General features: G+C 64.9%; 19 protein-coding genes. 12 read left to right on the plus strand and 7 right to left on the minus strand.

Going from position 1 to position 20,932, the window contains the following annotated elements:
- Nucleotides 1–235: 235 nt before the first annotated feature.
- Nucleotides 236–700 (minus strand): group III truncated hemoglobin, encoded by a 465-nt coding sequence (locus tag BM222_RS33065; protein ID WP_092238112.1) that lies wholly within the window; start codon nucleotides 698–700, stop codon nucleotides 236–238.
- A 135-nt stretch (nucleotides 701–835) separates the two neighbouring features.
- Nucleotides 836–1,687 (minus strand): 3-hydroxybutyryl-CoA dehydrogenase, encoded by an 852-nt coding sequence (locus BM222_RS33070; RefSeq protein WP_092238006.1) that lies wholly within the window; start codon nucleotides 1,685–1,687, stop codon nucleotides 836–838.
- A gap of 544 nt (nucleotides 1,688–2,231) precedes the next feature.
- Between BM222_RS33070 and arsC the strand changes: the two genes are divergently transcribed.
- Entirely contained in the window at nucleotides 2,232–2,603 is a 372-nt protein-coding gene (gene arsC / locus BM222_RS33075) for an arsenate reductase (glutaredoxin) (RefSeq protein WP_092238009.1), read from the plus strand.
- Nucleotides 2,600–3,298, plus strand: coding sequence for an ABC transporter permease (locus BM222_RS33080; protein ID WP_092238012.1), 699 nt, complete (start codon nucleotides 2,600–2,602; stop codon nucleotides 3,296–3,298). Before arsC ends, BM222_RS33080 begins: the two co-directional genes overlap by 4 nt.
- Here BM222_RS33080 and BM222_RS33085 read toward each other — a convergent pair.
- The gene (locus BM222_RS33085) at nucleotides 3,272–4,081 is read right to left on the minus strand and encodes an ABC transporter substrate-binding protein (RefSeq protein WP_177243604.1); all 810 of its coding nucleotides are present in this window, start codon (nucleotides 4,079–4,081) and stop codon (nucleotides 3,272–3,274) included. The genes BM222_RS33080 and BM222_RS33085 overlap by 27 nt on opposite strands.
- Nucleotides 4,082–4,326: 245 nt before the next feature.
- Between BM222_RS33085 and BM222_RS33095 the strand changes: the two genes are divergently transcribed.
- The 4 genes from BM222_RS33095 to BM222_RS33110 all read left to right on the plus strand — a co-directional run bounded on the left by BM222_RS33095 (nucleotide 4,327) and on the right by BM222_RS33110 (nucleotide 9,472).
- Nucleotides 4,327–4,587, plus strand: a complete 261-nt coding sequence (locus BM222_RS33095) for a hypothetical protein (RefSeq protein WP_143106138.1) — start codon at nucleotides 4,327–4,329, stop codon at nucleotides 4,585–4,587.
- Between the two features lie 141 nt (nucleotides 4,588–4,728).
- Nucleotides 4,729–6,072 carry a hypothetical protein gene (locus BM222_RS33100; protein WP_244547355.1) on the plus strand — a complete coding sequence of 448 codons (1,344 nt, stop codon included), beginning with the start codon at nucleotides 4,729–4,731 and terminating at the stop codon, nucleotides 6,070–6,072.
- 205 nt (nucleotides 6,073–6,277) lie between these two features.
- Complete coding sequence (gene blaBJP, locus BM222_RS33105) at nucleotides 6,278–7,168, plus strand: BJP family subclass B3 metallo-beta-lactamase (RefSeq protein ID WP_092238024.1); 891 nt, start codon at nucleotides 6,278–6,280, stop codon at nucleotides 7,166–7,168.
- A 297-nt stretch (nucleotides 7,169–7,465) separates the two neighbouring features.
- Nucleotides 7,466–9,472, plus strand: a complete 2,007-nt coding sequence (locus tag BM222_RS33110; protein ID WP_092238027.1) for a putative bifunctional diguanylate cyclase/phosphodiesterase — start codon at nucleotides 7,466–7,468, stop codon at nucleotides 9,470–9,472.
- 7 nt (nucleotides 9,473–9,479) lie between these two features.
- Here BM222_RS33110 and hutU read toward each other — a convergent pair whose 3' ends face one another.
- From hutU to hutI, 3 genes are read right to left on the minus strand one after another with little or no spacing between them, the layout of a single operon-like run.
- Nucleotides 9,480–11,150 (minus strand): urocanate hydratase, encoded by a 1,671-nt coding sequence (gene hutU, locus BM222_RS33115; protein ID WP_092238030.1) that lies wholly within the window; start codon nucleotides 11,148–11,150, stop codon nucleotides 9,480–9,482.
- 10 nt (nucleotides 11,151–11,160) lie between these two features.
- Nucleotides 11,161–12,720 (minus strand): histidine ammonia-lyase, encoded by a 1,560-nt coding sequence (gene hutH, locus BM222_RS33120; protein ID WP_092238033.1) that lies wholly within the window; start codon nucleotides 12,718–12,720, stop codon nucleotides 11,161–11,163.
- Nucleotides 12,717–13,931: an imidazolonepropionase gene (gene hutI / locus BM222_RS33125; RefSeq protein WP_092238036.1), complete on the minus strand. Its 1,215-nt coding sequence runs from the start codon at nucleotides 13,929–13,931 to the stop codon at nucleotides 12,717–12,719. The genes hutH and hutI overlap by 4 nt, the downstream gene beginning before the upstream one ends.
- A gap of 82 nt (nucleotides 13,932–14,013) precedes the next feature.
- Between hutI and BM222_RS33130 the strand changes: the two genes are divergently transcribed.
- The 6 genes from BM222_RS33130 to BM222_RS33155 all read left to right on the plus strand — a co-directional run bounded on the left by BM222_RS33130 (nucleotide 14,014) and on the right by BM222_RS33155 (nucleotide 20,009).
- Nucleotides 14,014–15,372 (plus strand): formimidoylglutamate deiminase, encoded by a 1,359-nt coding sequence (locus BM222_RS33130; RefSeq protein ID WP_092238039.1) that lies wholly within the window; start codon nucleotides 14,014–14,016, stop codon nucleotides 15,370–15,372.
- Nucleotides 15,369–16,097: a histidine utilization transcriptional repressor HutC gene (hutC, locus tag BM222_RS33135; RefSeq protein WP_092238042.1), complete on the plus strand. Its 729-nt coding sequence runs from the start codon at nucleotides 15,369–15,371 to the stop codon at nucleotides 16,095–16,097. The genes BM222_RS33130 and hutC overlap by 4 nt, the downstream gene beginning before the upstream one ends.
- 104 nt (nucleotides 16,098–16,201) lie before the next feature.
- Entirely contained in the window at nucleotides 16,202–17,146 is a 945-nt protein-coding gene (locus BM222_RS33140; protein WP_092238045.1) for an ABC transporter substrate-binding protein, read from the plus strand.
- 70 nt (nucleotides 17,147–17,216) lie between these two features.
- Nucleotides 17,217–17,990 carry an ABC transporter permease gene (locus BM222_RS33145; protein WP_092238048.1) on the plus strand — a complete coding sequence of 258 codons (774 nt, stop codon included), beginning with the start codon at nucleotides 17,217–17,219 and terminating at the stop codon, nucleotides 17,988–17,990.
- Complete coding sequence (locus tag BM222_RS33150) at nucleotides 17,987–18,772, plus strand: ABC transporter ATP-binding protein (RefSeq protein WP_177243605.1); 786 nt, start codon at nucleotides 17,987–17,989, stop codon at nucleotides 18,770–18,772. The genes BM222_RS33145 and BM222_RS33150 overlap by 4 nt, the downstream gene beginning before the upstream one ends.
- Entirely contained in the window at nucleotides 18,765–20,009 is a 1,245-nt protein-coding gene (locus BM222_RS33155; protein ID WP_092238054.1) for a Zn-dependent hydrolase, read from the plus strand. Before BM222_RS33150 ends, BM222_RS33155 begins: the two co-directional genes overlap by 8 nt.
- Before the next feature lie 9 nt (nucleotides 20,010–20,018).
- Here BM222_RS33155 and iolE read toward each other — a convergent pair whose 3' ends face one another.
- Nucleotides 20,019–20,918, minus strand: coding sequence for a myo-inosose-2 dehydratase (gene iolE, locus BM222_RS33160; protein ID WP_092238057.1), 900 nt, complete (start codon nucleotides 20,916–20,918; stop codon nucleotides 20,019–20,021).
- Between the last annotated feature and the right edge of the window lie 14 nt (nucleotides 20,919–20,932).

Genomic DNA, 20,932 nt, shown 5'->3' on the forward strand with positions numbered 1-20,932 from the left:
GAAATGAAGGCGAAGAATTGGCCCCGCGCGGCATCAATATGGCCTTACTCGCTTTGATTGAATGTAATTGCACGCATTCAAGCGCGTTTTTGCCATTTCGACGTCATGACGCGCGACCGGCATGACGATTTTGCAGACCAAACCGATGATGCAGGAATTGGTGCGACGCGTTGCGGCGGCGTGACACAACCGGAAAGCGATTCAACTGCACGTTTTGCAGGCGGTTTTGCTGCCGTCAGGGCCTGAGCAGGTGGCGTGGCACGGCGATGCGGCCGGCAAGGCTGGCGGACGCCATTTCAAAGCTGTCGGCGATACGACGCGCCTTGTCGATAAAGAGCGCGGCTGCCGGCGGCGGGCAGACCTCGCGCGCGGTCTGTTCGAACAAATCGAGCCAGCGGTCGAAATGATCTCCGACCAGGCTGAGCGGCATATGTGCTCGCATCGGCGAGCCATGATAACGGCCGCTCATCAGCACGACCGACGACCAGAAGTCTTCGAGCTTGGCGAGATGTTCGTCCCAATTCTGCACGATCGCGAAAACAGGCCCGAGCAGGGCATCCTCGCGGACACGCCCGTAGAAGCGGGTGACGAGTTCCCCGATCATCTCCTCGGTAATCCCGGTGCGCTCGATCGCGTCCTGGGTCAGCAGGTTCCGCCGCGTCGCCGCCGCTTCGCGCTCGGCCTTCAGTCGATCTGACATGTCCTTCGTTTTCCGTTCGTTGTTCCCGCGAACCGCCCGTTCGACATTGTCGGGCCAAAGCGCCGCGACATCTTTGTCCCGGCGCAAATAGCGGGATTGAGCGGCGGGCACTGAAGTCCGCCGCCCGCGCCAGGATCAGGCGCCGTAGCTGTAAAAGCCCTGCCCGGTCTTGCGGCCGAGATGGCCGGCATCGACCATTTCCTTGAGCAAGGGGGCTGGACGATATTTAGGGTCGTTGAAGCCTTTATAAAAGACCTCCATCACCGAGAGCATGGTGTCGAGGCCCACGAGATCTGCCAGCGCCAGCGGCCCGATCGGATGGTTGCAGCCGAGCTTCATGCCGGCGTCGATTTCTTCCGCCGTCGCGATGCCCTCTTGGAGCGCGAAGATCGCCTCGTTGATCATCGGGCACAGGATGCGGTTGACGGCAAAGCCCGGGCTATTCTTGGCCGTGATCGCCACTTTGCCGACGCGCTGGGCGAAATCGAGCGCCTTGGCGTGGGTATCGTCCGAGGTTTGAAGGCCGCGGATGAGTTCCAGCAATTGCATCACCGGAACCGGATTGAAGAAGTGCATGCCGATGAAGCGATCGGGACGATCGGTCGCAGCCGCAAGCTTGGTGATCGAGATCGACGAAGTGTTGGTCGCAACCAGGGTGCGTAGCGACAGCGTGGCGCAGAGATCCCTGAGGATCTTGACCTTGAGCTCCTCATTCTCCGTCGCGGCTTCGATGACGAGATCGCAATCGGACAGTTTGGCACGATCGGTCGTGCCGGTGATGCGCTTGAGCGTCGCGTCGCGATCGGCCGCCGACATCTTCTCTTTCTTGACCAGGCGCTCGAGGCTGCCGCCGACGGTTGAAATGCCGCGGTTCACAGCCGCATCGGAGATGTCGACCATCACGACTGAAAGTCCGGCGGCAGCGCAGATCTGGGCGATGCCATTGCCCATGGTCCCTGCTCCGATGATGCCAACGGTATTGATCATGGAATGACGTCCTTCTCGTTGAGTGAGCCCGGCTTGAGCGGCGACGTGCCCGGTTTGACCTGAATTTCGATCCGCGGCCGCCCGTGCTGCGCCGCATCCAGGCTCTTCCTTAAAGCATCCGTGGAGAGAATAAAGTCGCCTCCCGGCCACAAAACGCATGATTCCGCGCTCTCGCGGCCTGACCGGTCCGAGTTTAGCGGCTCGTTCCGCCCTGGGGAATGCCGAGGGTGCAGGGGAGGCCGGGCGCCGGCTGGCACCCGCGGTTCGCTGTGCGTGTGTAGCGCAATAGGAAGCCGCACAGCGACGTACAGGGCAACCAGGACATCCCGGCCTTCCCTGCGCGAGTGGTTTGACGGCTTCCCTCGTGCCGGGTGAGGTGATGAGACACACACGTCATTTCCGAATTTCGGCAAACAAGAATGTTTTTGCAGGCCGGGCTTGACACGCACTTCGGGTGTTTTGCCCGTCGGGTCGGCCAACATGGGGGTTGACGCGTCAGCCGCGAGAGGCGATCGATGATCTCCGATAATTGAAGGTGCTAGCGATGGACGCAGTCATCTATCACAATCCCGAATGCGGCACGTCGCGCACCACGCTTGCGACGATCCGGAATGCCGGCATCGAGCCGCACGTGATTGAATATCTCAAGACGCCGCCGTCGCGGGCGCTGTTGCAACAGCTCATCGCCCGCATGGGGATTTCGGTACGCGAGGCGGTTCGCGAGAAGGCTGCACCCTATGCTGAGCTTGGGCTCGACGACCCTGCGCTGACTGACGATCAGCTGCTCGATGCGATGATGGCGCATCCGATCCTGATCAACCGGCCGATCGTGGTCACGCCGAAAGGCGTTCGACTTTGCCGCCCCTCCGAACTCGTGCTCGACCTGTTGCCGTCGCAACCGCGTCAGGCCGGATGAACGACTTCGCACGAGCCCTCGTCGCCGCGTTCACGTTGATTGGCGAAGCCGATCCCGAACTGCTCGGCATCGTCGCCTTGTCGGTGCGGGTGAGCCTGACGGCCGGCATCGTCGCGCTGCTGATCGGGGCGCCGTTCGGCGCCCTGCTTGCGATCACCCGCTTTCGCGGGCGGCAGGTCATCATCGTGTTGACCAACGCGCTGCTTGGGCTGCCGCCGGTCGTGGTCGGGCTTGCGCTCTATCTTCTGCTGTCGCGCTCCGGCCCGCTCGGCGCGGCTGGCCTGTTGTTCACGCCGACCGCCATGGTGATCGCACAGACGCTGCTGGCGACCCCGATCGTGGTCGCGCTGGTACATAGGCCGGCGAGCCTGCTGTGGGCCGAATACGGCGACCTCGCGCGGATCGACGGGCTGTCGACGCTGCGCAGCATCGGCCTGCTGTTTGCGCTCGGCCGCACCTCGTTGCTGACGGCCTTTCTCGCCGCCTTCGGACGCGCCATCGCCGAGGTCGGCGCCATCATCATCGTCGGCGGCAACATCAGCGGCTTCACCCGCACGATGACGACGGCCATTGCGCTCGAGACCAGCAAGGGCGATCTGCCGCTGGCGCTGGGGCTCGGGCTGATCCTGCTGGCGCTCAGCATCGCCGTCTCGACCGTCGCCTTCCTGCTAGTGGGACGCGTTGGGGAAAAATAGCTGCTCACCGCCGACCTTGTAGCCGGCGATCGCATCCTGCCCCTTCGGTGAGATCAGCCAGTCGATGAAGGCCTGCCCCTCCTTCGCCTTCACATTGGGATGCTTGTCCGGATTGACCAGCATGACACCGTACTGGTTGAACAACCGCTTGTCGCCCTCGGTCAGGATGACAAGCTCGCCTCGGTTCTTGAACGACAGCCAGGTGCCGCGGTCCGACAGCAGATAGGCTGATGACGCCGACGCCATGTTCAGCGCCGGGCCCATGCCCTGACCGATCTCGCGATACCAGCTGGCCTTGGCAGTCGCGATGTCGATGCCGGCGTCCTTCCACAGTCGCAACTCCGCGGCATGCGTCCCGGACTTGTCGCCGCGCGAGATAAACGGCGCCTTTGCCGCTGCGATCTTGCGCAGGGCATCGGCGACGTCCTTGTCGCCGGCGATTTTCGCGGGATCGCTCTTCGGGCCGACGATGATGAAATCATTGTACATGACGTTGAACCGCTTCACGCCCTGCCCTTCGGACATGAACTTGTCTTCGGCGACCCTGTCATGGACGAACACCACGTCGGCATCGCCGCGCCGTCCGATGTCCAATGCCTGGCCGGTGCCGACCGCTACGATCTTCACCGCGATGCCCTCGGCCTCGGTGAACAGCGGCAGCAGATAGCCGAACAGGCCGGACTGTTCGGTCGACGTCGTCGATGCCACGGTGATGCTGCGGTCCTGCGCCATCACGCAAGTCGACCAGACCAGAACAGCTGCGATGGCGGCAAGCTTCTTCATTGCGAGGTCCTCATTCCCTTGTTGGTGCAAACTAGGCGAGGAGAACGACGCCAGGAAGGCCGACCTTGGGCGTGCTCGCCCTGTAGGCGCCGTCGCTCTCGCGTATCAGGACGGTTTCCCGCGGCGCATCCTTCGAAACGCCCGCCTCCGGCGCCCCCTCACGATCGCGGGAGGCCACGGAATATCGTGCCGCCGGGCCGATCCCTGAAGGATGGAGCGTTTTGGAGCATCCTATGACGAAGACAATGATCGTCGCCGCCTTGCGGCTCATGCTGTCGCTCGCCATCGCCGGGCCGGCGCAGGCCTGGCCCGGACAATCCTCAAGCACCGCCTGCGCGTGGAGCGGTGGGCCCACCGAATGCGAAGCGCTGACGATGGTCCTCGTCCACAAGCATGCGCTGACGCATTCGCATGTTCGCAAGACCGAGCATGCTGCGATGCCCGCTGCGCCGACGCGCTTGCCTGCACACGACGAAGATCCGCTCGCATCGATGCATTTCGAATGAATGCTCGGGGCGCGTGAGGCTGTGCAGATGTTCTGCAATTGGTCTCGCCCAGATTGACAGAGGTGTGACGGGCGGGCAGTTTTTCACATTGCTGGCGAATCAGCGATTGCCTACGGCAGCCTACCTCTGGGACAACTCCTGGTGCTTTCGAGACTGATATCGTTGCTGAGCCGCATTCCCGCGGTGAAATGGGCGTTGAACCGGCTTCGGCCCCTGCCGCACGGCAGCAGCATCGACGCGGCGCCCGGCGCTGCAGATGAACAGTCGGCCGTCATCGCGATTGCGGAAGCTACTCGGGCGCACGGCAGCGATATCAGTCCAGAGCCGCAGCATCGCGGCCTCGAAGTCGCTGCTCCATTCGCTGAGCACACCGCCACCGTCTCTGTCGCGGTGGAGAGCTCGTCAGCGCGGCCGACTGATACCGCCGTCAGCGACAATTCATCCGGAGAGACGCCGATAGAGGCGGAGCCCTTCGTCAAGGACGAGGTTCCGGTCTCTTCGATTGAAGTCGCGAGTGAGCCGGTTGATCCGCCCGAACCCATCAATAGCGACCCGTCCCCGGAATTTCTCACCGAAGTCAAACCCGAGGACAGAGAAGAGGCGTCGACCTCTTCTGTGCCGGTCGAAGCAGTCGATGCGTCCGAGCCCAGCGTCAGCAACGATCTACCCGTAGAGCTCCTGATCGTTGTCGAACCGGTTGAGGAAGAAATTCCGGTCTCTTCCGTGGAAGTCGAAGCGGTCGATTCTCCCGAGCCCGTCGTCAGCAGCGATGCGTCTCCGGAACTCCCAGAAGATGTCGCGCCGGTCGTAGCGGATGAAGTCATCGTCGCCGCTCTCGAGACGGAGACGATGCCGGAGGCCTCCGGGCTTTATGTCGACGACGAGCCCATCTCCGTCGCTTCCGTCGAGACCGAGCCGGTCGCAATCGACGAGAGGCCCGTCATCCTGGTCGATGCGGAGGTTCCCGCACCTTTCGTGGCCGGGGCCAGTCTCGAGGGCGAGCCCGCGGAGAGCGTCGCCGCAGCGCTTGCACCTGCTGCTGCAAACGATGCCCTGCCCATCGCGGGGATCAACGCGCCTGTTGTCGCCGCGCACGTCGAGCCTCCTCCGGCTCCCACTTCGAAGACGTCCGGCGCGCCGAAGCGTCGCGCAAAGATCGTGGAACCCGCCGATCGCGCCGCGCTGATCCGCCAGCGCTGGACCGAGACCGGGATCAGGATGTGGAATCCGCGGCTTCACGGCACCGGCGAAGCGACGCTGAACATCCAGGGACGCATCGCGCTGCTGCCGCCCGAGCCCGGCGAGAGCATGCCGCGCTACGACAAGCTCGAATTCAGGATGTTGGGCGGACAGATCGTTTGCGAGGGCGTCATCGTCGAGGCCCCCGCACATGCCGGCCAGCGCAGCTTTACCCGGCTCGCCGAGCCGCGTGGCACCGATCGGACCCGCGAGCCGGTGCGGGAACGCCAGGCCGCTCTCGCCTGATTCTTTCAACGCGCGATGGTCAAAAGCCAGGGTCGGGGCCCAACCGCCGTCATGCTCAAATGGGCAGCGACCGTTATTCCGCGCATGACGCGGAATTTTTCGAACGCGAGGCGGTTGCTGCCGCGTCACGCAACAACTAGCGTGCTGCCGGTCGATCAGCGGAGCTCAACCGCGGTCGCAACGACATGACATCGGGAGGCAATCCATGAAAAAGCTCGCGGCGGCGCTGTGTGCGCTGGCGCTCTTCGCACCAGCTGCGCAGGCGCAATCGATCAAGGACTTCGTGGCAGTCGTCATGAAGAAATGGACCGCACCGTTCGACCCGTTCCACCTGATCGACAACATCTATTACGTCGGCACCGACGGCATCGCCGTCTACATCATCAAGACCTCGCAGGGCCTGATCCTGATGGACACCGCGATGCCGCAGTCAACAGGCATGATCAAGGACAACATCGCCAAGCTCGGCTTCAAGGTTGCCGACATCAAATACATCCTGAACAGCCACGCCCATCTCGACCACACCGGCGGCTTCGCCGAGATCAAGCAGGAGAGCGGCGCGCAGCTGGTGGCTGGCGAGCGCGACAAGCCGCTGCTCGAAGGGGGCTACTATCCGGGCGACGAGAGGAACGCCGATCTCAGCTTTCCGCCTGTCAAGGTCGATCGCACGGTGAAGGAGGGCGACAAGGTCACGCTCGGCGACACCACGCTGACGGCACACGCGACACCAGGGCACTCGCCCGGCTGCACGAGCTGGGAGATGACGGTGAAAGACGGCGGCCAGGACCGCGAGGTGCTGTTCTTCTGCAGCGGCACCGTCGCGCTGAACCGGCTGGTGGGACAGCCGACCTATCCCGGCATCGTCGATGACTATCGCGCAACCTTCGCCAAGGCCAAGGCCATGAAGATCGACGTGCTGCTCGGGCCTCACCCGGAGGTCTATGGCATGCAGGACAAGCGCGCGCAGCAGATCAAGAGCGAGACGCCAAATCCGTTCGTCAAGCCGGGTGAGCTTGCGACCTATGCCAGCGGCCTGTCGAAGGATTTCGACAAGCAGCTCGCCAAGCAGACGGCGGCGCTGGAGGCTGCGAAGTAGCCGTGCCGCAGGTAAGCAAGACGTGCGGGGCGGCGATCGTCAGAGGTGATCGCCGCTACGACCGTCCGGACGCTTATGGTTAGCAAAACGCAGCTGGAATGCGGGTCATTCGTGGCAATCCCCGCCGCTTCCAGCTTCCATCCTTAACAGACCCTCACCAATGCGCGCGGATCGAGGAATCCGCGGCAATTTGCAACCAGCGCTAGTGTTCCCGGGCGGAACCAATCTAACGCGGTCTTTACCCCCGCCGTGCAAGATCGCCTTCGTTTTTTGAAGAGATTTGAGGCGCGTATTGCAATGCCTGCCGTCGATTTGAAGGCCCAGTTCACCGCCGCGAAGCAGCTATTCCGCGTGTCTGACGACCCGGACCTGATGCGTGCGCAATTCGATGCCTTCTCCAAGCAGATCCCGCTGCTGTACCTGATCCTGATCAGCAACACGATCGCGGTCGCCTACAGCTACGTCAACGTCGCACCGGACTGGTTGACGATGACCGTGCCGAGCGCGCTGACGCTGCTCGCGGCGTTTCGGACATTCTGGTGGCTGCGCCAGCGCCACCAGGTGCGCAGCGATGCCGACATCCTGCGCAATCTGCGCGTCATGAACTGGATGACGCTGCCGATCGGCGCCGGATTCACCGCCTGGTCATTCGCGCTCTACCCTTACGGAGATCCCTTCGGCAAGAGCCAGATCGCCTTCTACATGGCGGTGACCGTGATCGGCTGCATCTTCTCGCTGATGAATCTGCGTTCGGCGGCGCTGATTGTGACTCTGGTCGTCGACGTTCCCTATGTGCTGTTCTTCTGGGCCACGGGCGAACCGACGCTGAAGGCGATCGCAGTCAACAACCTGCTGGTCTCCGGCGCGATGGTGACGGTGCTGTTCATCTATTATCGCGACTTCGCCGATCTCGTCGCCAGCCGCAAATCGCTGCTGACGCAGCAGGCGGCGACGCAGGCCCTGTCGGACGAGAACTTCCGCCTCGCCAACCTGGATTCCCTCACCGAGTTGCCGAACCGCCGCCGCTTCTTCGCCGAGCTGTCGAGCGCGTTTGCTGATGCCGAGCGCAGGCACGTGGGCGTCGCAGTCGGCATCATCGACCTCGACGACTTCAAGCCGATCAACGACAATTACGGCCATTCCGTCGGCGACCGCGTGTTGATCGAGGCCGGCCGCCGCATCCGCGAGGTCTGCGAGGGCTTTGGGCCGCAAAGGGTGGAGTTTGCGCGGCTCGGGGGCGACGAGTTCGGTGTCGTCGTGTGCGGCGATCCCGAGGACGCCGATCTGGCGCGGCTCGGCGAACGCATCGGCGAGCAGGTCAAGCTGCCCTACCAGCTCGACACAGCGCATACCGGCCTGTCCTGCTCGATCGGCTTTGCGCTGTACCCGCGCTCGGCGACGACGGCGGAAGCTCTGTATGAATGCGCGGATTATTCGCTCTATCATGCCAAGCGCCGCCTGGGCGGCCGCACCGTGACCTTCTCGAGCGAGCTTGAGGCGGAGATCCGCAGCCGCGGCGTGATCGAAAACCTGCTGCGCACCGTGGACTTCGACACCGAGATGGAGCTGGTGTTCCAGCCGATCGTCGACGCCATGAGCGAGCATACTACAGGCTTCGAAGCGCTGGCACGCTGGCAGAGCCCCCGCCTCGGCTGGGTTTCGCCAGCCGATTTCATCCCGGCCGCCGAGCGCATCGGCCTGATCCGCCCGCTGACCCAGTCCCTGCTGGTGCGCGCGCTCGCGGCCGCCAAGGCCTGGCCTGGGCACACCCGCCTCTCATTCAACCTCTCGGCCCACGACATCTGCTCGCCCGACGGAATCCTCCCGCTGATCAGCATCATCGAGAAGAGCGGCGTGGCGCCGCGCCGGCTCGATTTCGAGATCACCGAGACCGCCGTCACCTTCGATTTCGTGCGCGCCCAGCAGTCGATCGCCGCGCTCAAGGCGATGGGCTGCGGCATCTCGCTGGACGATTTCGGCACCGGCTATTCGTCGCTCAGTCATGTGCACCGCCTGCCGCTGGACAAGCTCAAGATCGACCGCAGCTTCGTCGCCGACATCAACGACAATCCCGTCAGCCACAAGATCGTCAAATCGCTCACCGGCCTGTGCGACGACATGGAGATCGCCTGCGTCGTCGAGGGCGTCGAGACCCGCGCGCAGCTCGACAGCCTGCGCAGTCTCGGCTGCGATTTCGTGCAGGGCTATTATTTCGCGAAGCCGATGCCCGGCGCGGCGATCGAGGGGTATCTCGCGAAGGAACGCGAGTGGTGCGACGGCGCTGACGCCAAGGTCGTCGCCTGAGGCAGCGCTACTTCGAAAGGCTCGGCAGATCGAGGCCGTTGTCGCGGGCACAGTCGATCGCGATGTCGTAGCCCGCATCAGCGTGGCGCATGACGCCGGAGGCCGGATCGTTCCAGAGCACGCGCCCGATGCGCCTCGCCGCATCCGGCGTGCCGTCGGCGACGATCACCATGCCGGCGTGCTGGGAATAGCCGATCCCGACGCCGCCGCCGTGATGCAGCGAGACCCAGGTCGCGCCGCTGGCGCAATTCAGGAGCGCGTTGAGCAGCGGCCAATCGGACACGGCGTCCGAGCCATCCTTCATCGCCTCGGTTTCCCGATTCGGGCTTGCCACCGAGCCAGAGTCGAGATGATCGCGGCCGATCACGACAGGCGCCTTCAATTCGCCGCGCGCGACCATCTCGTTGAAGGCGAGGCCGAGGCGATGGCGATCGCCGAGACCAACCCAGCAGATCCGCGCCGGCAGGCCCTGGAACTTGATCCGCTCTCTCGCCATGTCGAGCCAGTTGTGCAGATGCTTATCGTCGGCCATCAGCTCCTTGACCTTGGCGTCTGTCTTGAAGATGTCCTCGGGATCGCCTGAGAGCGCAGCCCAGCGGAACGGACCGATGCCGCGGCAGAACAGCGGGCGGATATAGGCGGGCACGAAGCCGGGGAAATCGAAGGCGTTTGTCAGGCCCATGTCCTGGGCCATCTGGCGGATGTTGTTGCCGTAGTCGAGCGTCGGGATTCCCTGCGCGTGGAAATCGAGCATGGCCTGGACGTGTTCGACCATCGAGGTCTTCGACGCACGCTCCACCGCTTTCGGATCGGAGGCGCGCTTTGCTTCCCAATCGGCGAGCGTCCAGCCCTTCGGCAAATAGCCGTTGATCGGATCGTGCGCGCTGGTCTGGTCGGTGACGATGTCGGGCCTGACGCCGCGGCGCACCAGCTCCGGGAAAATCTCCGAAGCATTGCCGAGCAGGCCGACCGAGACCGGCTTCTTCGTTTTCGCGGCCTCCGCCATGATCGCGAGCGCTTCATCGAGCGTTGCGGCCTGGCGGTCGAGATAGCCGGTGCGCAAGCGCATCTCGATGCGGCTCGGCTGGCATTCGACCGCGAGCATCGAGGCGCCGGCCATCGTCGCCGCCAGCGGTTGCGCGCCGCCCATGCCGCCGAGGCCGGCGGTGAGAATCCATCTGCCGGCGAGGTTCCCGCCATAGTGCCGACGACCGACCTCGACGAAGGTCTCGTAAGTGCCCTGCACGATGCCCTGGCTGCCGATATAGATCCAGGAACCCGCCGTCATCTGCCCGTACATCATCAGACCCTGGCGATCGAGCTCGTTGAAATGATCGAGCGTCGCCCAATGCGGCACGATGTTGGAGTTGGCGATCAGCACGCGCGGCGCATCGGCATGGGTGCGGAAGATGCCGACCGGCTTGCCTGATTGCACCAGCAGCGTCTGGTCGTTCTCGAGCTTGCGCAACGCCGCGGTGATCCGGTCGAAGCTCTCCCAGTCGCGCGCGGCGCGGCCGATGCCGCCATAGACGACGAGCTCGCTCGGGCGCTCCGCGACTTCAGGATCGAGATTGTTCATGAGCATGCGCAGCGGCGCTTCCGTCAGCCAGCTCTTGGCGCTGATCTCGCTGCCGCGGGGAGCGCGGATCGTGCGGTCATTGTCCAGTCGGCGGTTCATGCGGACCTCTTCAGCTCAGTCTCGGAAACGGATCGGTGGAAAGCCTGGCGAGCGCCGCCGACGGCAATGCATCGGCTTCGATCAGCGCGGCGGCCTTGGCGAGATCGCCGGCCATGTAGCGATCGGCGCCAAGCGCAGGCACCTGCTCGCGGAGCGCCGCGATGACGGCTGCGAGCGGCCCGCTGGTCGCATGCGGCGCGCGCAGCGTGATCCCCTGGGCAGCGACCAGTAGCTCGATGCCCAAAATGGCGGCGAGATTGTCCGCCATGTCGGACAGCCGCCGCGCGGCATGCGCCGCCATGGAAACATGGTCTTCCTGGTTGGCGCTGGTCGGCGTCGAGTCGATCGAGCAGGCCGCGGCGCGCTGCTTGTTCTCGGCATAGAGCGCAGCCGCCGTGACCTCGGCGATCATGAAGCCGGAATTGACGCCGGGATCCGGCGTCAGGAACGGCGGCAGGCCAAAGTTCAGCGCGGGATCGACCAGCGTCGCGATACGCCGCTCGCTGATCGCGCCGATCTCCGACAGCGCCAGCGCGATCGTGTCGGCAGCAAAGGCCACCGGCTCGGCGTGGAAATTGCCCCCGGAGACGATCTCGCCGGTCTCGACCAGCACCAGCGGATTGTCAGTGACGGCATTGGCCTCGACGATCAGCGTGCGCGCGGCCTGCGTGATCAGGTCGAGCGCGGCGCCCGCGACCTGCGGCTGGCAGCGCAGGCAATAGGGATCCTGCACGCGCTCGTCGCCTTCGAGATGCGACAACCTGATGTCGCTGCCATCGAGCAGCGCGGTCAGCGTCGCGGCCGCGGCGATCTGGCCGGGATGACCGCGCAGCGCCTGGATCTCGGGACGGAACGGCGCCGTCGAGGCCATTGCCGCATCGACCGACAGCGCACCGGTGACGAGCGCGGCGCGCGCGAGACGAAATGCGCGCAGCACGCCTGATATGGCGTAGGCGGTCGAGAACTGCGTGCCGTTGATCAGCGCGAGCCCCTCCTTGGGGCCGAGCGTCAGTGGCACAAGGCCAGCAGCCGCCAGCGCCTCAGCACCGGACACGGTTTTCCCGTCGAGGATCGCCTGCCCCTCGCCGATCATCACCGCGGTCATGTGCGCCAGCGGGGCGAGATCACCGGAGGCGCCGACCGAGCCTTGCTGCGGCACCAGTGGGTAGACATTTCGCGCCAGCATCGCCTGCAGCTGCTCGATCGCCTCGCGGCGCACGCCGGAGGCGCCGCGCCCGAGCGAGATGATTTTCAGCGCGATCATCAGCCGGACGATGGGCTCGGGCGTCGCCGGGCCGACGCCGCAGCAATGCGAGACGATGAGATTGCGCTGGAGCAGCGCGGTCTGCTCGGGGGGAATGCGCTTCGAGGCCAGCTTCCCGAAGCCGGTGTTGATGCCATAGACGGGCGCGGCCGCCTGAGCAGCGGTCGCGACAACAGCCGCAGCCGCCTCGACACGCGGCCAGAATGCGACATCGAGCACGATGGGCGCGCCTTCCAGCACGCGCGCGAGATCGTCGAGGCTGACCGTTCCCGTGATGGTGACCATCGCTGCGCCCGGCTCCGTCACTGGCCCCTCCAGACGCGGCGGTGCAGCGGATTGAAGCCGATGCGATAGACCAGCTCGGCAGGACGGTCGATGTCCCAGATCGCGAGATCGCACCATTTGCCGGCCTCGAGCGTGCCGGTCTGATCGAGCACGCCGAGCGCCCGCGCGCCTTCGCGGGTGACGCCCGTGAGGCATTCGGCGACAGTCATCCGGAACAACGTCGCGCCCATGTTCATCGCAAGCAGCAACGAGGTCAGCGGCGAGCTGCCGGGGTTGCAGTCGGTCGCGAGCGCCATCGCGACGCCGTGCTTGCGGAAGGTCTCGACCGGCGGTTTGTGCGTCTCGCGAATGAAGTAGTAGGCGCCGGGCAGCAGCACGGCGACCGTGCCGGCCTTCGCCATTGCAGCGGCGCCGGATTCGTCGGTATGCTCGAGATGATCGGCCGAGAGCGCGGAGAATCTTGCAGCGAGTGCCGCGCCGCCAAGATTCGAAAGCTGATCGGCATGAAGCTTCACGGGCAGACCGAGCGACTTTGCCGCCTCGAACACAACCGCGGTCTGCTCCGCCGAAAATGCGATGCCTTCCATGAAGGCATCGACGGCATCGGCAAGCCCCGCCTGTGCCACCGCAGGCAGCATCTCCTTGCAGACGAGATCGATATAGCGATCCTTGTCGCCATCGGCTTCCACCGGCAGCGCGTGCGCGCCGAGGAAGGAGGTGCGGATCGCGACCTTCCGTTGACGGCCGAGGGTGCGCGCGGCAGAAAGCTGGCGCATCTCGGTCTCGGCGTTGAGGCCATAGCCGGACTTGATCTCCATCGTGGTGGCGCCCTCGCCGATCAGCGCATCAAGCCGCGGCAGCGCGCTTGCCACGAGTTCGGCCTCGCTCGCCTTGCGTGTCGCGGCGACCGTGGAGACGATGCCGCCGCCGGCGCGCGCGATCTCCTCGTAGCTCGCGCCTTTCAGGCGCAACTCGAATTCGTGCGCCCGGTTGCCACCGTAGACGAGATGGGTGTGGCAATCGACGAGCCCCGGTGTGATCCAGCGCCCATCGCAATCGATGCGCTGGATGGCGTCGACGTTGTCAGGGAAATCCGCCGCCGCGCCGGCATAGACGATGTAGCCGCCGCGCATGGCAATCACGCCATGCTCGATCTCGCCGAGATCGGGACGATCGGCCCGCATCGTGGCGAGCCGGGCGTTATGCCAGATCCGGTCGAAGCGCTCTGTCATGCGATGGTCCCTTCGTGGGATGCTTGACTTATATGTCTAGACATATAATCGTAAGGCGGTTCTGTCCAGCCGGCGTGTCATCATGTCCCGACTGCATTTCGCCTCCGCGCTCCTGCCCTCGGGCTGGGCCAATGACGTGCAGGTGGTGATCACCGCCGGCGCGATTGCGGACGTGACGCCTGATGTGCCGCCTGCTGCCGGGGACGAGCGGCACGACGTCGCGCTGCCGGGGCTTGCGAGCCTGCACAGCCACGCCTTTCAGCGCGGCATGGCGGGGCTTGCCGAGCTGCGCGGCAACTCGACCGACACCTTCTGGACCTGGCGCGAGACGATGTATCGTTTCGCACTGGCGATGACGCCCGACGACGTCACGGCCGTTGCGACCCTGGTTTATGTCGAGATGCTGGAGCAGGGTTTTACGCGCGTCGGCGAATTCCATTATCTGCACCATGACCGCGACGGCTCGCATTATGACGATCCCGCCGAGATGGCCGCGCGCATCGCGCAAGCGGCCGAAGCCTCTGGCATTGGCCTCACGTTGCTGCCGAGCTTCTATGCGCATGGGTCGTTCGGCGGCGCCGCGCCGCATGACGGCCAGCGCCGTTTCATCTGTTCGGTCGATCAGTTCGCCAAGCTCATGGCTGCGTCGCGCAAGACGATCGCGACGTTGCCCGGCGCCAATATCGGCATCGCGCCGCACAGCCTGCGCGCGGTGGCGCCGGACGAACTCTCGGCGGTCATTCCGCTCGCGGAGGGTGGGCCCGTGCATATTCATGCCGCGGAACAGGTGAAGGAAGTCGAGGATTGCCTGGCCTGGTCGGGGCGGCGGCCGGTACAATGGCTGCTGGAGCACGCGCCGGTCGATCGGCGCTGGTGCGTCATTCACGCGACACACATGACGGACCAGGAAGTCAGCGCATTGGCGAAGACCGGCGCGGTGGCAGGCCTCTGCCCCATCACCGAAGCGAGCCTCGGCGACGGCATCTTTCCCGCGCGCGATTTTCTCGACGCCGGCGGATTGTTCGGCATCGGCACCGATTCCAACGTGCTGGTCGGCGCCGCCGATGAACTGCGCCAGCTTGAATACGGCCAGCGGCTCAAGCATCGCGCGCGCAACGTGCTGTCGGGCGGCGCGGGCCGTTCGACCGGCCGCACGCTGTTCGACGCTGCCGTCGCAGGCGGCGCGCAGGCAATGGCGCAGCCAGCAGTCGGTCTCTCGCCTGGCGCACGTGCGGACATCGTCACGCTCGACGGCTCGCACCCGTCGCTGGCAGGACGGGCGCGCGACGCCGTGATTGACGGCTGGATCTTCGCCGCCGGTAGCACCGCGATCGATTGCGTCTGGGCCGGCGGCAACAAGGTCGTTGAAGGCGGCCGGCATAAATTGCGCCAAGCTGCGCGCGAGCGCTTCAACGCAGCGGTGCGGAGGCTCGTCGCATGAGCCTTTCGACCGAGACGGCCGACAAACCGACGCTCTACAAGCGCATTCGCGCCGACATCGAGAAGCGCATCCTCACAGGCGAATGGCCGCCAGGCCACCGCATCCCGTTCGAGCATGAGCTCGTTGCCCGCTACGGCTGCTCGCGCATGACCGTGAACAAGGCGCTGTCCGAGCTCGCGCAGGCCGACCTGATCGAGCGGCGGCGCCGGGCCGGCTCCTTCGTGCGAAGGCCGCAGCATCAGTCGGCAGTGCTCAAGATTGCCGACATCCGCGCCGAGATCACCGCGCTCGGCCGCAGCTATGGCTACGAGTTGATCGGCCGCAAGCAGCGCACCGCGACTGCTGCTGACCGCGAACGTCTCGGCGTCAAGAAAGCCGGCAAGGTCGTCGCGATCTCCTGCCGCCACAGCGCCGACAATGTGCCGTTCGCCGTCGAGGATCGGCTGATCGATCTATCATCCGTACCTTCTGCGGCGACCGCGGATTTTTCCAACGAACCGCCCGGCTCATGGCTGCTTCACCATGTCCCCTGGACCGAGGCCGAGCACACGATCAGCGCCATCGTCGCGGATGATCGCACGGCGGAGGCGCTCGACATCGCGGTCGGCGCGCCATGCCTCGTGATCGACCGCTATACCTGGCGCAGTGCGCGCACCATCACCGCGGTGCGCCTGCTCTATCCCGGTGATTCTCACCGCCTTGTCGCGCGATTCAAGGGAGGCTGAGAGAACGATGTCGGCACAAATCGTGCAATGCTTCGGGCAACCGTCCATGGGGGCCGACAGAGATCAACAGGACGTCAATCCATCTGGGCAAGAGGACGACAATCATGCGTAGTTCGACAATTTTTGCGACCATCATTGCGCTCGCGGCCAGCACGCCCGCGCTCGCCGACGACGTCAAGGTCGGAATCGGCATCTCCGGCTGGACCGGCTTCGCGCCGCTGACGCTGGCGAAGGAAGCCGGCATCTTCAAGAAGAACGGCCTCGACGTCACCATCAAGAAGATCCCGCAGAAGGACCGCCACCTCGCCATCGCTTCGGGCGACGTCCAGTGCGCCGCGACCACGGTCGAGACCTGGATATCCTGGAACGCCAACGGCGTCGCGACCAAGCAGATCTTCCAGCTCGACAAGAGTTTTGGTGCCGACGGCATGGCCGTGCGCAACGACATCACGTCGATCAAGGAGTTGAAAGGCAAGACGGTCGCGGCCTCCGCGCCCGGCACCTCGCCCTATTTCGCGCTGGCCTGGATGCTGAAGAAGAATGGCCTCACGGTGAAGGATGTCACCGTCGTGAACCTCGAACCGGCTGCGGCTGCGCAGGCCTTCGTCTCCGGCCAGAACGACGCCGCGATGACTTACGAACCGTATCTGTCGACCGTGCGCGCCGCTCCCGACAAGGGCAAGATCATCGCGACCACGCTCGATTATCCGATCGTGATGGACACGTTCGGCTGCACGCCGAAATTCCTTAGCGAGAACCCGAAGGCGGCGCAGGCGCTGGCCAACAGCTATTTCGAAGCGCTCGACACGATCGCCAAGGACCAGGCCAAGTCCTACGAAATCATGGGCGCCGACGTGAAGCAGACCGGCGAGCAGTTCGGCAACTCGGCAAAGTACCTGCGCTGGCAGGACAAGGCCGCAAACCAGAAGTTCTTTGCAGGCGATTTCCTCGCCTTCAACAAGGATGCGACCGAGCTGCTGCTCGAAATGGGCATCATCAAATCGGCGCCGAAGGTCGAAGACCTCTTCGACGCCAGCTTCATCAAGTAGGCCCGACAAGCCGCTGGTCCCGCCGCGCGGCGGGATCGGCCTATGGTTCGACCATTCGGATAGACTGACGATGCGTCCCCTGGATTCCGTGACATCGAGGCAGCGCGTGGCCTATGGCCTCGCGTTCTTCGTGCTGTTCGTCGCCCTCTGGTCCTGGGCGACCTTCGGCGGTCATGTGTCGAAGACATTCCTGGCCAATCCGCTGACCATGGTGCAGGAGGGTTATGACCTCCTGGCCAAGCAGGGCTTCCTGCTCGACATCGGCATGACGGTCTGGCGCGTCGTCGGCGGCTTTGCGCTGGCCGCGGTCATCGCGGTGCCGCTCGGCGTGCTCATGGGCGCCTACAAGCCGATCGAAGCGTTCCTCGAACCTTTCGTGTCCTTTGCGCGCTATTTGCCGGCATCGGCTTTCATTCCACTGTTGATCTTGTGGGCCGGCATCGGCGAGTTGCAGAAGCTGCTGGTCATCTTCATCGGCTCGGTGTTCCAGGTCATCCTGATGGTCGCCGTGACCGTCGGCGCAACGCGGCGCGATCTGGTGGAAGCCGCCTACACGTTAGGGGCCAGCGACCGCGGCATCATCCGCCGCGTGCTGCTGCCATCCTCCGCGCCCGAGATCGCGGAAATCCTGCGACTGGTGCTGGGCTGGGCCTGGACCTACGTCATCGTCGCCGAGCTGATCGGCTCGTCCTCCGGCATCGGGCATATGATCACCGACAGCCAGGCGTTGCTCAACACCGGGCAGATCATCTTCGGCATCATCGTGATCGGATTGATCGGCCTGCTCTCGGACTTCATGTTCAAGGCGTTCAATGCCTGGCTGTTTCCGTGGAGGCTCGCATGACCACGCTCAAGATCGAGCAGGTCTCGCGCACCTTCCCCGCGCGTCACGGCAACGCGCCGACCAAAGCGCTGGAGCCGACCGATCTCGTCATCGGCAACAACGACTTCGTCACCATCCTCGGTCCGTCCGGCTGCGGCAAGTCCACACTGCTGCGCATCGTCGCCGGCCTCGACCGTCCGACCAGCGGCCGCGTCACGCTCGATGGCCGCGAAGTCACCGGCCCCGGCGCCGATCGCGGCATGGTGTTCCAGTCCTACACGCTGTTTCCCTGGCTGACCGTGCGCGAGAACATCGCCTTCGGCCTGCTTGAGCGCGGCGTGCCGGAAGCGGAGCGCAACAAGGTCGCCGATGCCTTCATCCGCCAGGTGGGACTATCAGGCTTCGAGAACCATTGGCCAAAGCAGCTTTCCGGCGGCATGCAGCAGCGCACGGCGATTGCGCGTGCACTCGCCAATGATCCGAAGATCCTCTTGCTTGACGAGCCTTTCGGCGCGCTTGACAACCAGACCCGCGCCCTGATGCAGGAAATGCTGCTGGGCATCTGGGAGCGCGATCAGAAGACCGTGCTGTTCGTGACCCACGACATCGAGGAAGCGATCTTTCTCGGCAGCCGCGTCATCGTGATGAGCGCGCGCCCTGGCCGGATCAAGGCCGAGATCGCCATCGACCTGCCGCATCCACGCTCCTACAAGATCAAGACCACGCCCGAGTTCGTCCAGCTCAAGGAACGCCTGGTCGAGGAGATCCGCACCGAGGCGCTGAAGGGTGCCGAACATGCCTGACACCAAACCGCACGCTGATGGTGAGCGCGTCCTCGCCGATCTCAATGCGCTCCGCGCCTTCGGCACCTACAAGACCGGCGTGCACAAGCCGACCTTTTCGGAGCCGCACCGGCAGTCGCTCGATTGGCTGGTGTGCAAGCTGCCGGAGGCCGGCCTCACGGGTGCGATCGACGGCATCGGCAACATCGTGAGCACCAGCGCGAAGCCCGGGCCAAAGCTGCTCGCCGGATCGCACCTCGAAAGCCAGAACTACGCCGGCTGGCTCGATGGCCCGCTTGGGGTCGTCTATGCGCTCGAAGCCGCACGGGTGCTCAATGCCGATCCGTCCGTGCAGGGCGCGGTCGAGGTCGCTGCGTGGTGCGACGAGGAAGGCCATTTCGGCAGCTTTCTCGGCTCGCGCTCCTATGTCGGCGAGGTGACCGAGGCCGAGATCGACGCGGCGCGCGATCGCACCGATGGCCGCACCATGCGCGACGCGCTTCTCGATATGGGGCTCGCTGGACGTCCGCGCGTCAGGGCCCAGCCGGGACGGCACGTCGGCTATCTCGAGGCGCATATCGAGCAGGGCGACACACTCGAAAGCGGCAACCTCGCGATCGGCGTCGTTACCTCGATCGTCGGCATCTGGCAGTACCGCATCAGCTTCACCGGCGAGCAGAACCACGCCGGCACCACGCGCATGGCGGTGCGCAAGGATGCCGGCCTGGCGCTGGCCAGGTTCTGCGTGGCGATCGACGAGCGTTTCCCGGCTGCGTGTGGGGCACGCACGGTGTGGACCACAGGCCGCATCACGCTCGATCCGGGCGCACCGAGCATCATTCCCGGCGCTGCCGAGATGCTGTTCCAGATCCGCGACGACGATCCGGCCGTGATCGCGCGGCTGGAGCAGTTGCTGCAAACCATGGCGGCTGAGGTCACCGCGAAAGGCCCCTGCTCCGTCGCCGTGGCGAAAATCCGCACCGGCGCGCCCGCCATGATGAGCCCTGGCATTCAGGACGCCATCGAAGCTGCGAGCAAGGCGCTTGCCGGCGGACGGTCGCTGCGCATGCCGAGCGGCGCCGGTCATGATGCGCAGATGCTCGCGACCATCATGTCCGCAGGCATGCTGTTCGTGCCCTCGATCGGCGGTATCAGCCATCACTGGACCGAGAACACGGCGGATGCCGACATCGTCACCGGCGCGCAGGTGTTTGTCGATGCCTGCCGGCGGATTCTGGCCGGCCAGCTTCGTGCCTGACCTCCGGACTCAGGCCAGCCCAGCCTGCTTCAGGCTCTGCTTGAGATGGGCAACGCCCTTCCTGGCATAGGTCAGCGGGTGCGCCTTCTGCGGGTCCTGTTCCGCCTCGACCACGACCCAGCCGGAATAGCCCGGCAGTTCGCGGAAGACCGCCGGATAATCGACCATGCCGTCGCCGGGGACCGTGTAGACACCGAGCTCGCTGCCCTGCCCCAGCACCGCATCGAGGAAGCTCCAGTCCTCGCGCCGCGCCTGCTCCATCACCGCCCGACGCACGTCCTTGGCGTGAACATGGCTGATGCGGGCGCGATAATGTCGGGCCAGTGCGGCTGGATCGGCTTCGCCCCACGTGGCGTGGCCGGTGTCGAGCAGCAGATGAGCGGCCTCGCCGGTCGCCGCCATGAAGGCGTCGATGTCGTCAGCGCTCTCCACGATGGTGCCGATGTGATGATGATAGACCAGCCTCACGCCTTCGGCGAGCGTACGCTCGGCGACCTCGGTGATACGGCGGCCGAACTCCGCCCAGTCGCCGGCCTTCATGACCGGCCGCTGCGATAGCGGCTTGCTGCGATCACCATGGATCGCATTCGAGGTCTCGGCGAACACGAGCACTGATGATCCCATCGCCTTGAGGAGATCGAGATGCGGGCGCAGATGCCGCATCTCCTCATCGGCATCGCGCTGCAGAAGCTCCGCCGAATACCAGCCGGAGATGCAGGCCATGCCGAAGGGCGCGAGCGCGGCCTTCAGCGCCTGCGGCTCGCGCGGAAATTTGTGGCCGAGCTCCATGCCCTCGAAGCCCGCCTCGCGCGCCTCGGCCAGGCACGTCTCGAGCGGTGTCGCACCGCCGATCTCCTGGAGATCGTCGTTCGACCAGCCGATAGGGTTGGCGCCGATACGGATAGGCATGTCGTCCTCGCTTG

The organism is Bradyrhizobium sp. Gha (assembly GCF_900113735.1).
Taxonomy (GTDB): Bacteria; Pseudomonadota; Alphaproteobacteria; order Rhizobiales; family Xanthobacteraceae; genus Bradyrhizobium.

Coding starts and splice junctions, on each gene's coding strand:
- BM222_RS33130 (WP_092238039.1), top strand. CDS start 14,014: ATGTCCCGACTGCATTTCGCCTCCGCGCTCCTGCCCTCGGGCTGGGCC.
- BM222_RS33140 (WP_092238045.1), top strand. CDS start 16,202: ATGCGTAGTTCGACAATTTTTGCGACCATCATTGCGCTCGCGGCCAGC.
- blaBJP (WP_092238024.1), top strand. CDS start 6,278: ATGAAAAAGCTCGCGGCGGCGCTGTGTGCGCTGGCGCTCTTCGCACCA.
- BM222_RS33085 (WP_177243604.1), bottom strand. CDS start 4,081: ATGAAGAAGCTTGCCGCCATCGCAGCTGTTCTGGTCTGGTCGACTTGC.
- BM222_RS33070 (WP_092238006.1), bottom strand. CDS start 1,687: ATGATCAATACCGTTGGCATCATCGGAGCAGGGACCATGGGCAATGGC.
- BM222_RS33150 (WP_177243605.1), top strand. CDS start 17,987: ATGACCACGCTCAAGATCGAGCAGGTCTCGCGCACCTTCCCCGCGCGT.
- BM222_RS33110 (WP_092238027.1), top strand. CDS start 7,466: ATGCCTGCCGTCGATTTGAAGGCCCAGTTCACCGCCGCGAAGCAGCTA.
- BM222_RS33065 (WP_092238112.1), bottom strand. CDS start 700: ATGTCAGATCGACTGAAGGCCGAGCGCGAAGCGGCGGCGACGCGGCGG.
- arsC (WP_092238009.1), top strand. CDS start 2,232: ATGGACGCAGTCATCTATCACAATCCCGAATGCGGCACGTCGCGCACC.
- hutI (WP_092238036.1), bottom strand. CDS start 13,931: ATGACAGAGCGCTTCGACCGGATCTGGCATAACGCCCGGCTCGCCACG.
- BM222_RS33145 (WP_092238048.1), top strand. CDS start 17,217: ATGCGTCCCCTGGATTCCGTGACATCGAGGCAGCGCGTGGCCTATGGC.
- BM222_RS33080 (WP_092238012.1), top strand. CDS start 2,600: ATGAACGACTTCGCACGAGCCCTCGTCGCCGCGTTCACGTTGATTGGC.
- BM222_RS33095 (WP_143106138.1), top strand. CDS start 4,327: ATGATCGTCGCCGCCTTGCGGCTCATGCTGTCGCTCGCCATCGCCGGG.
- hutC (WP_092238042.1), top strand. CDS start 15,369: ATGAGCCTTTCGACCGAGACGGCCGACAAACCGACGCTCTACAAGCGC.
- BM222_RS33155 (WP_092238054.1), top strand. CDS start 18,765: ATGCCTGACACCAAACCGCACGCTGATGGTGAGCGCGTCCTCGCCGAT.
- iolE (WP_092238057.1), bottom strand. CDS start 20,918: ATGCCTATCCGTATCGGCGCCAACCCTATCGGCTGGTCGAACGACGAT.
- hutU (WP_092238030.1), bottom strand. CDS start 11,150: ATGAACCGCCGACTGGACAATGACCGCACGATCCGCGCTCCCCGCGGC.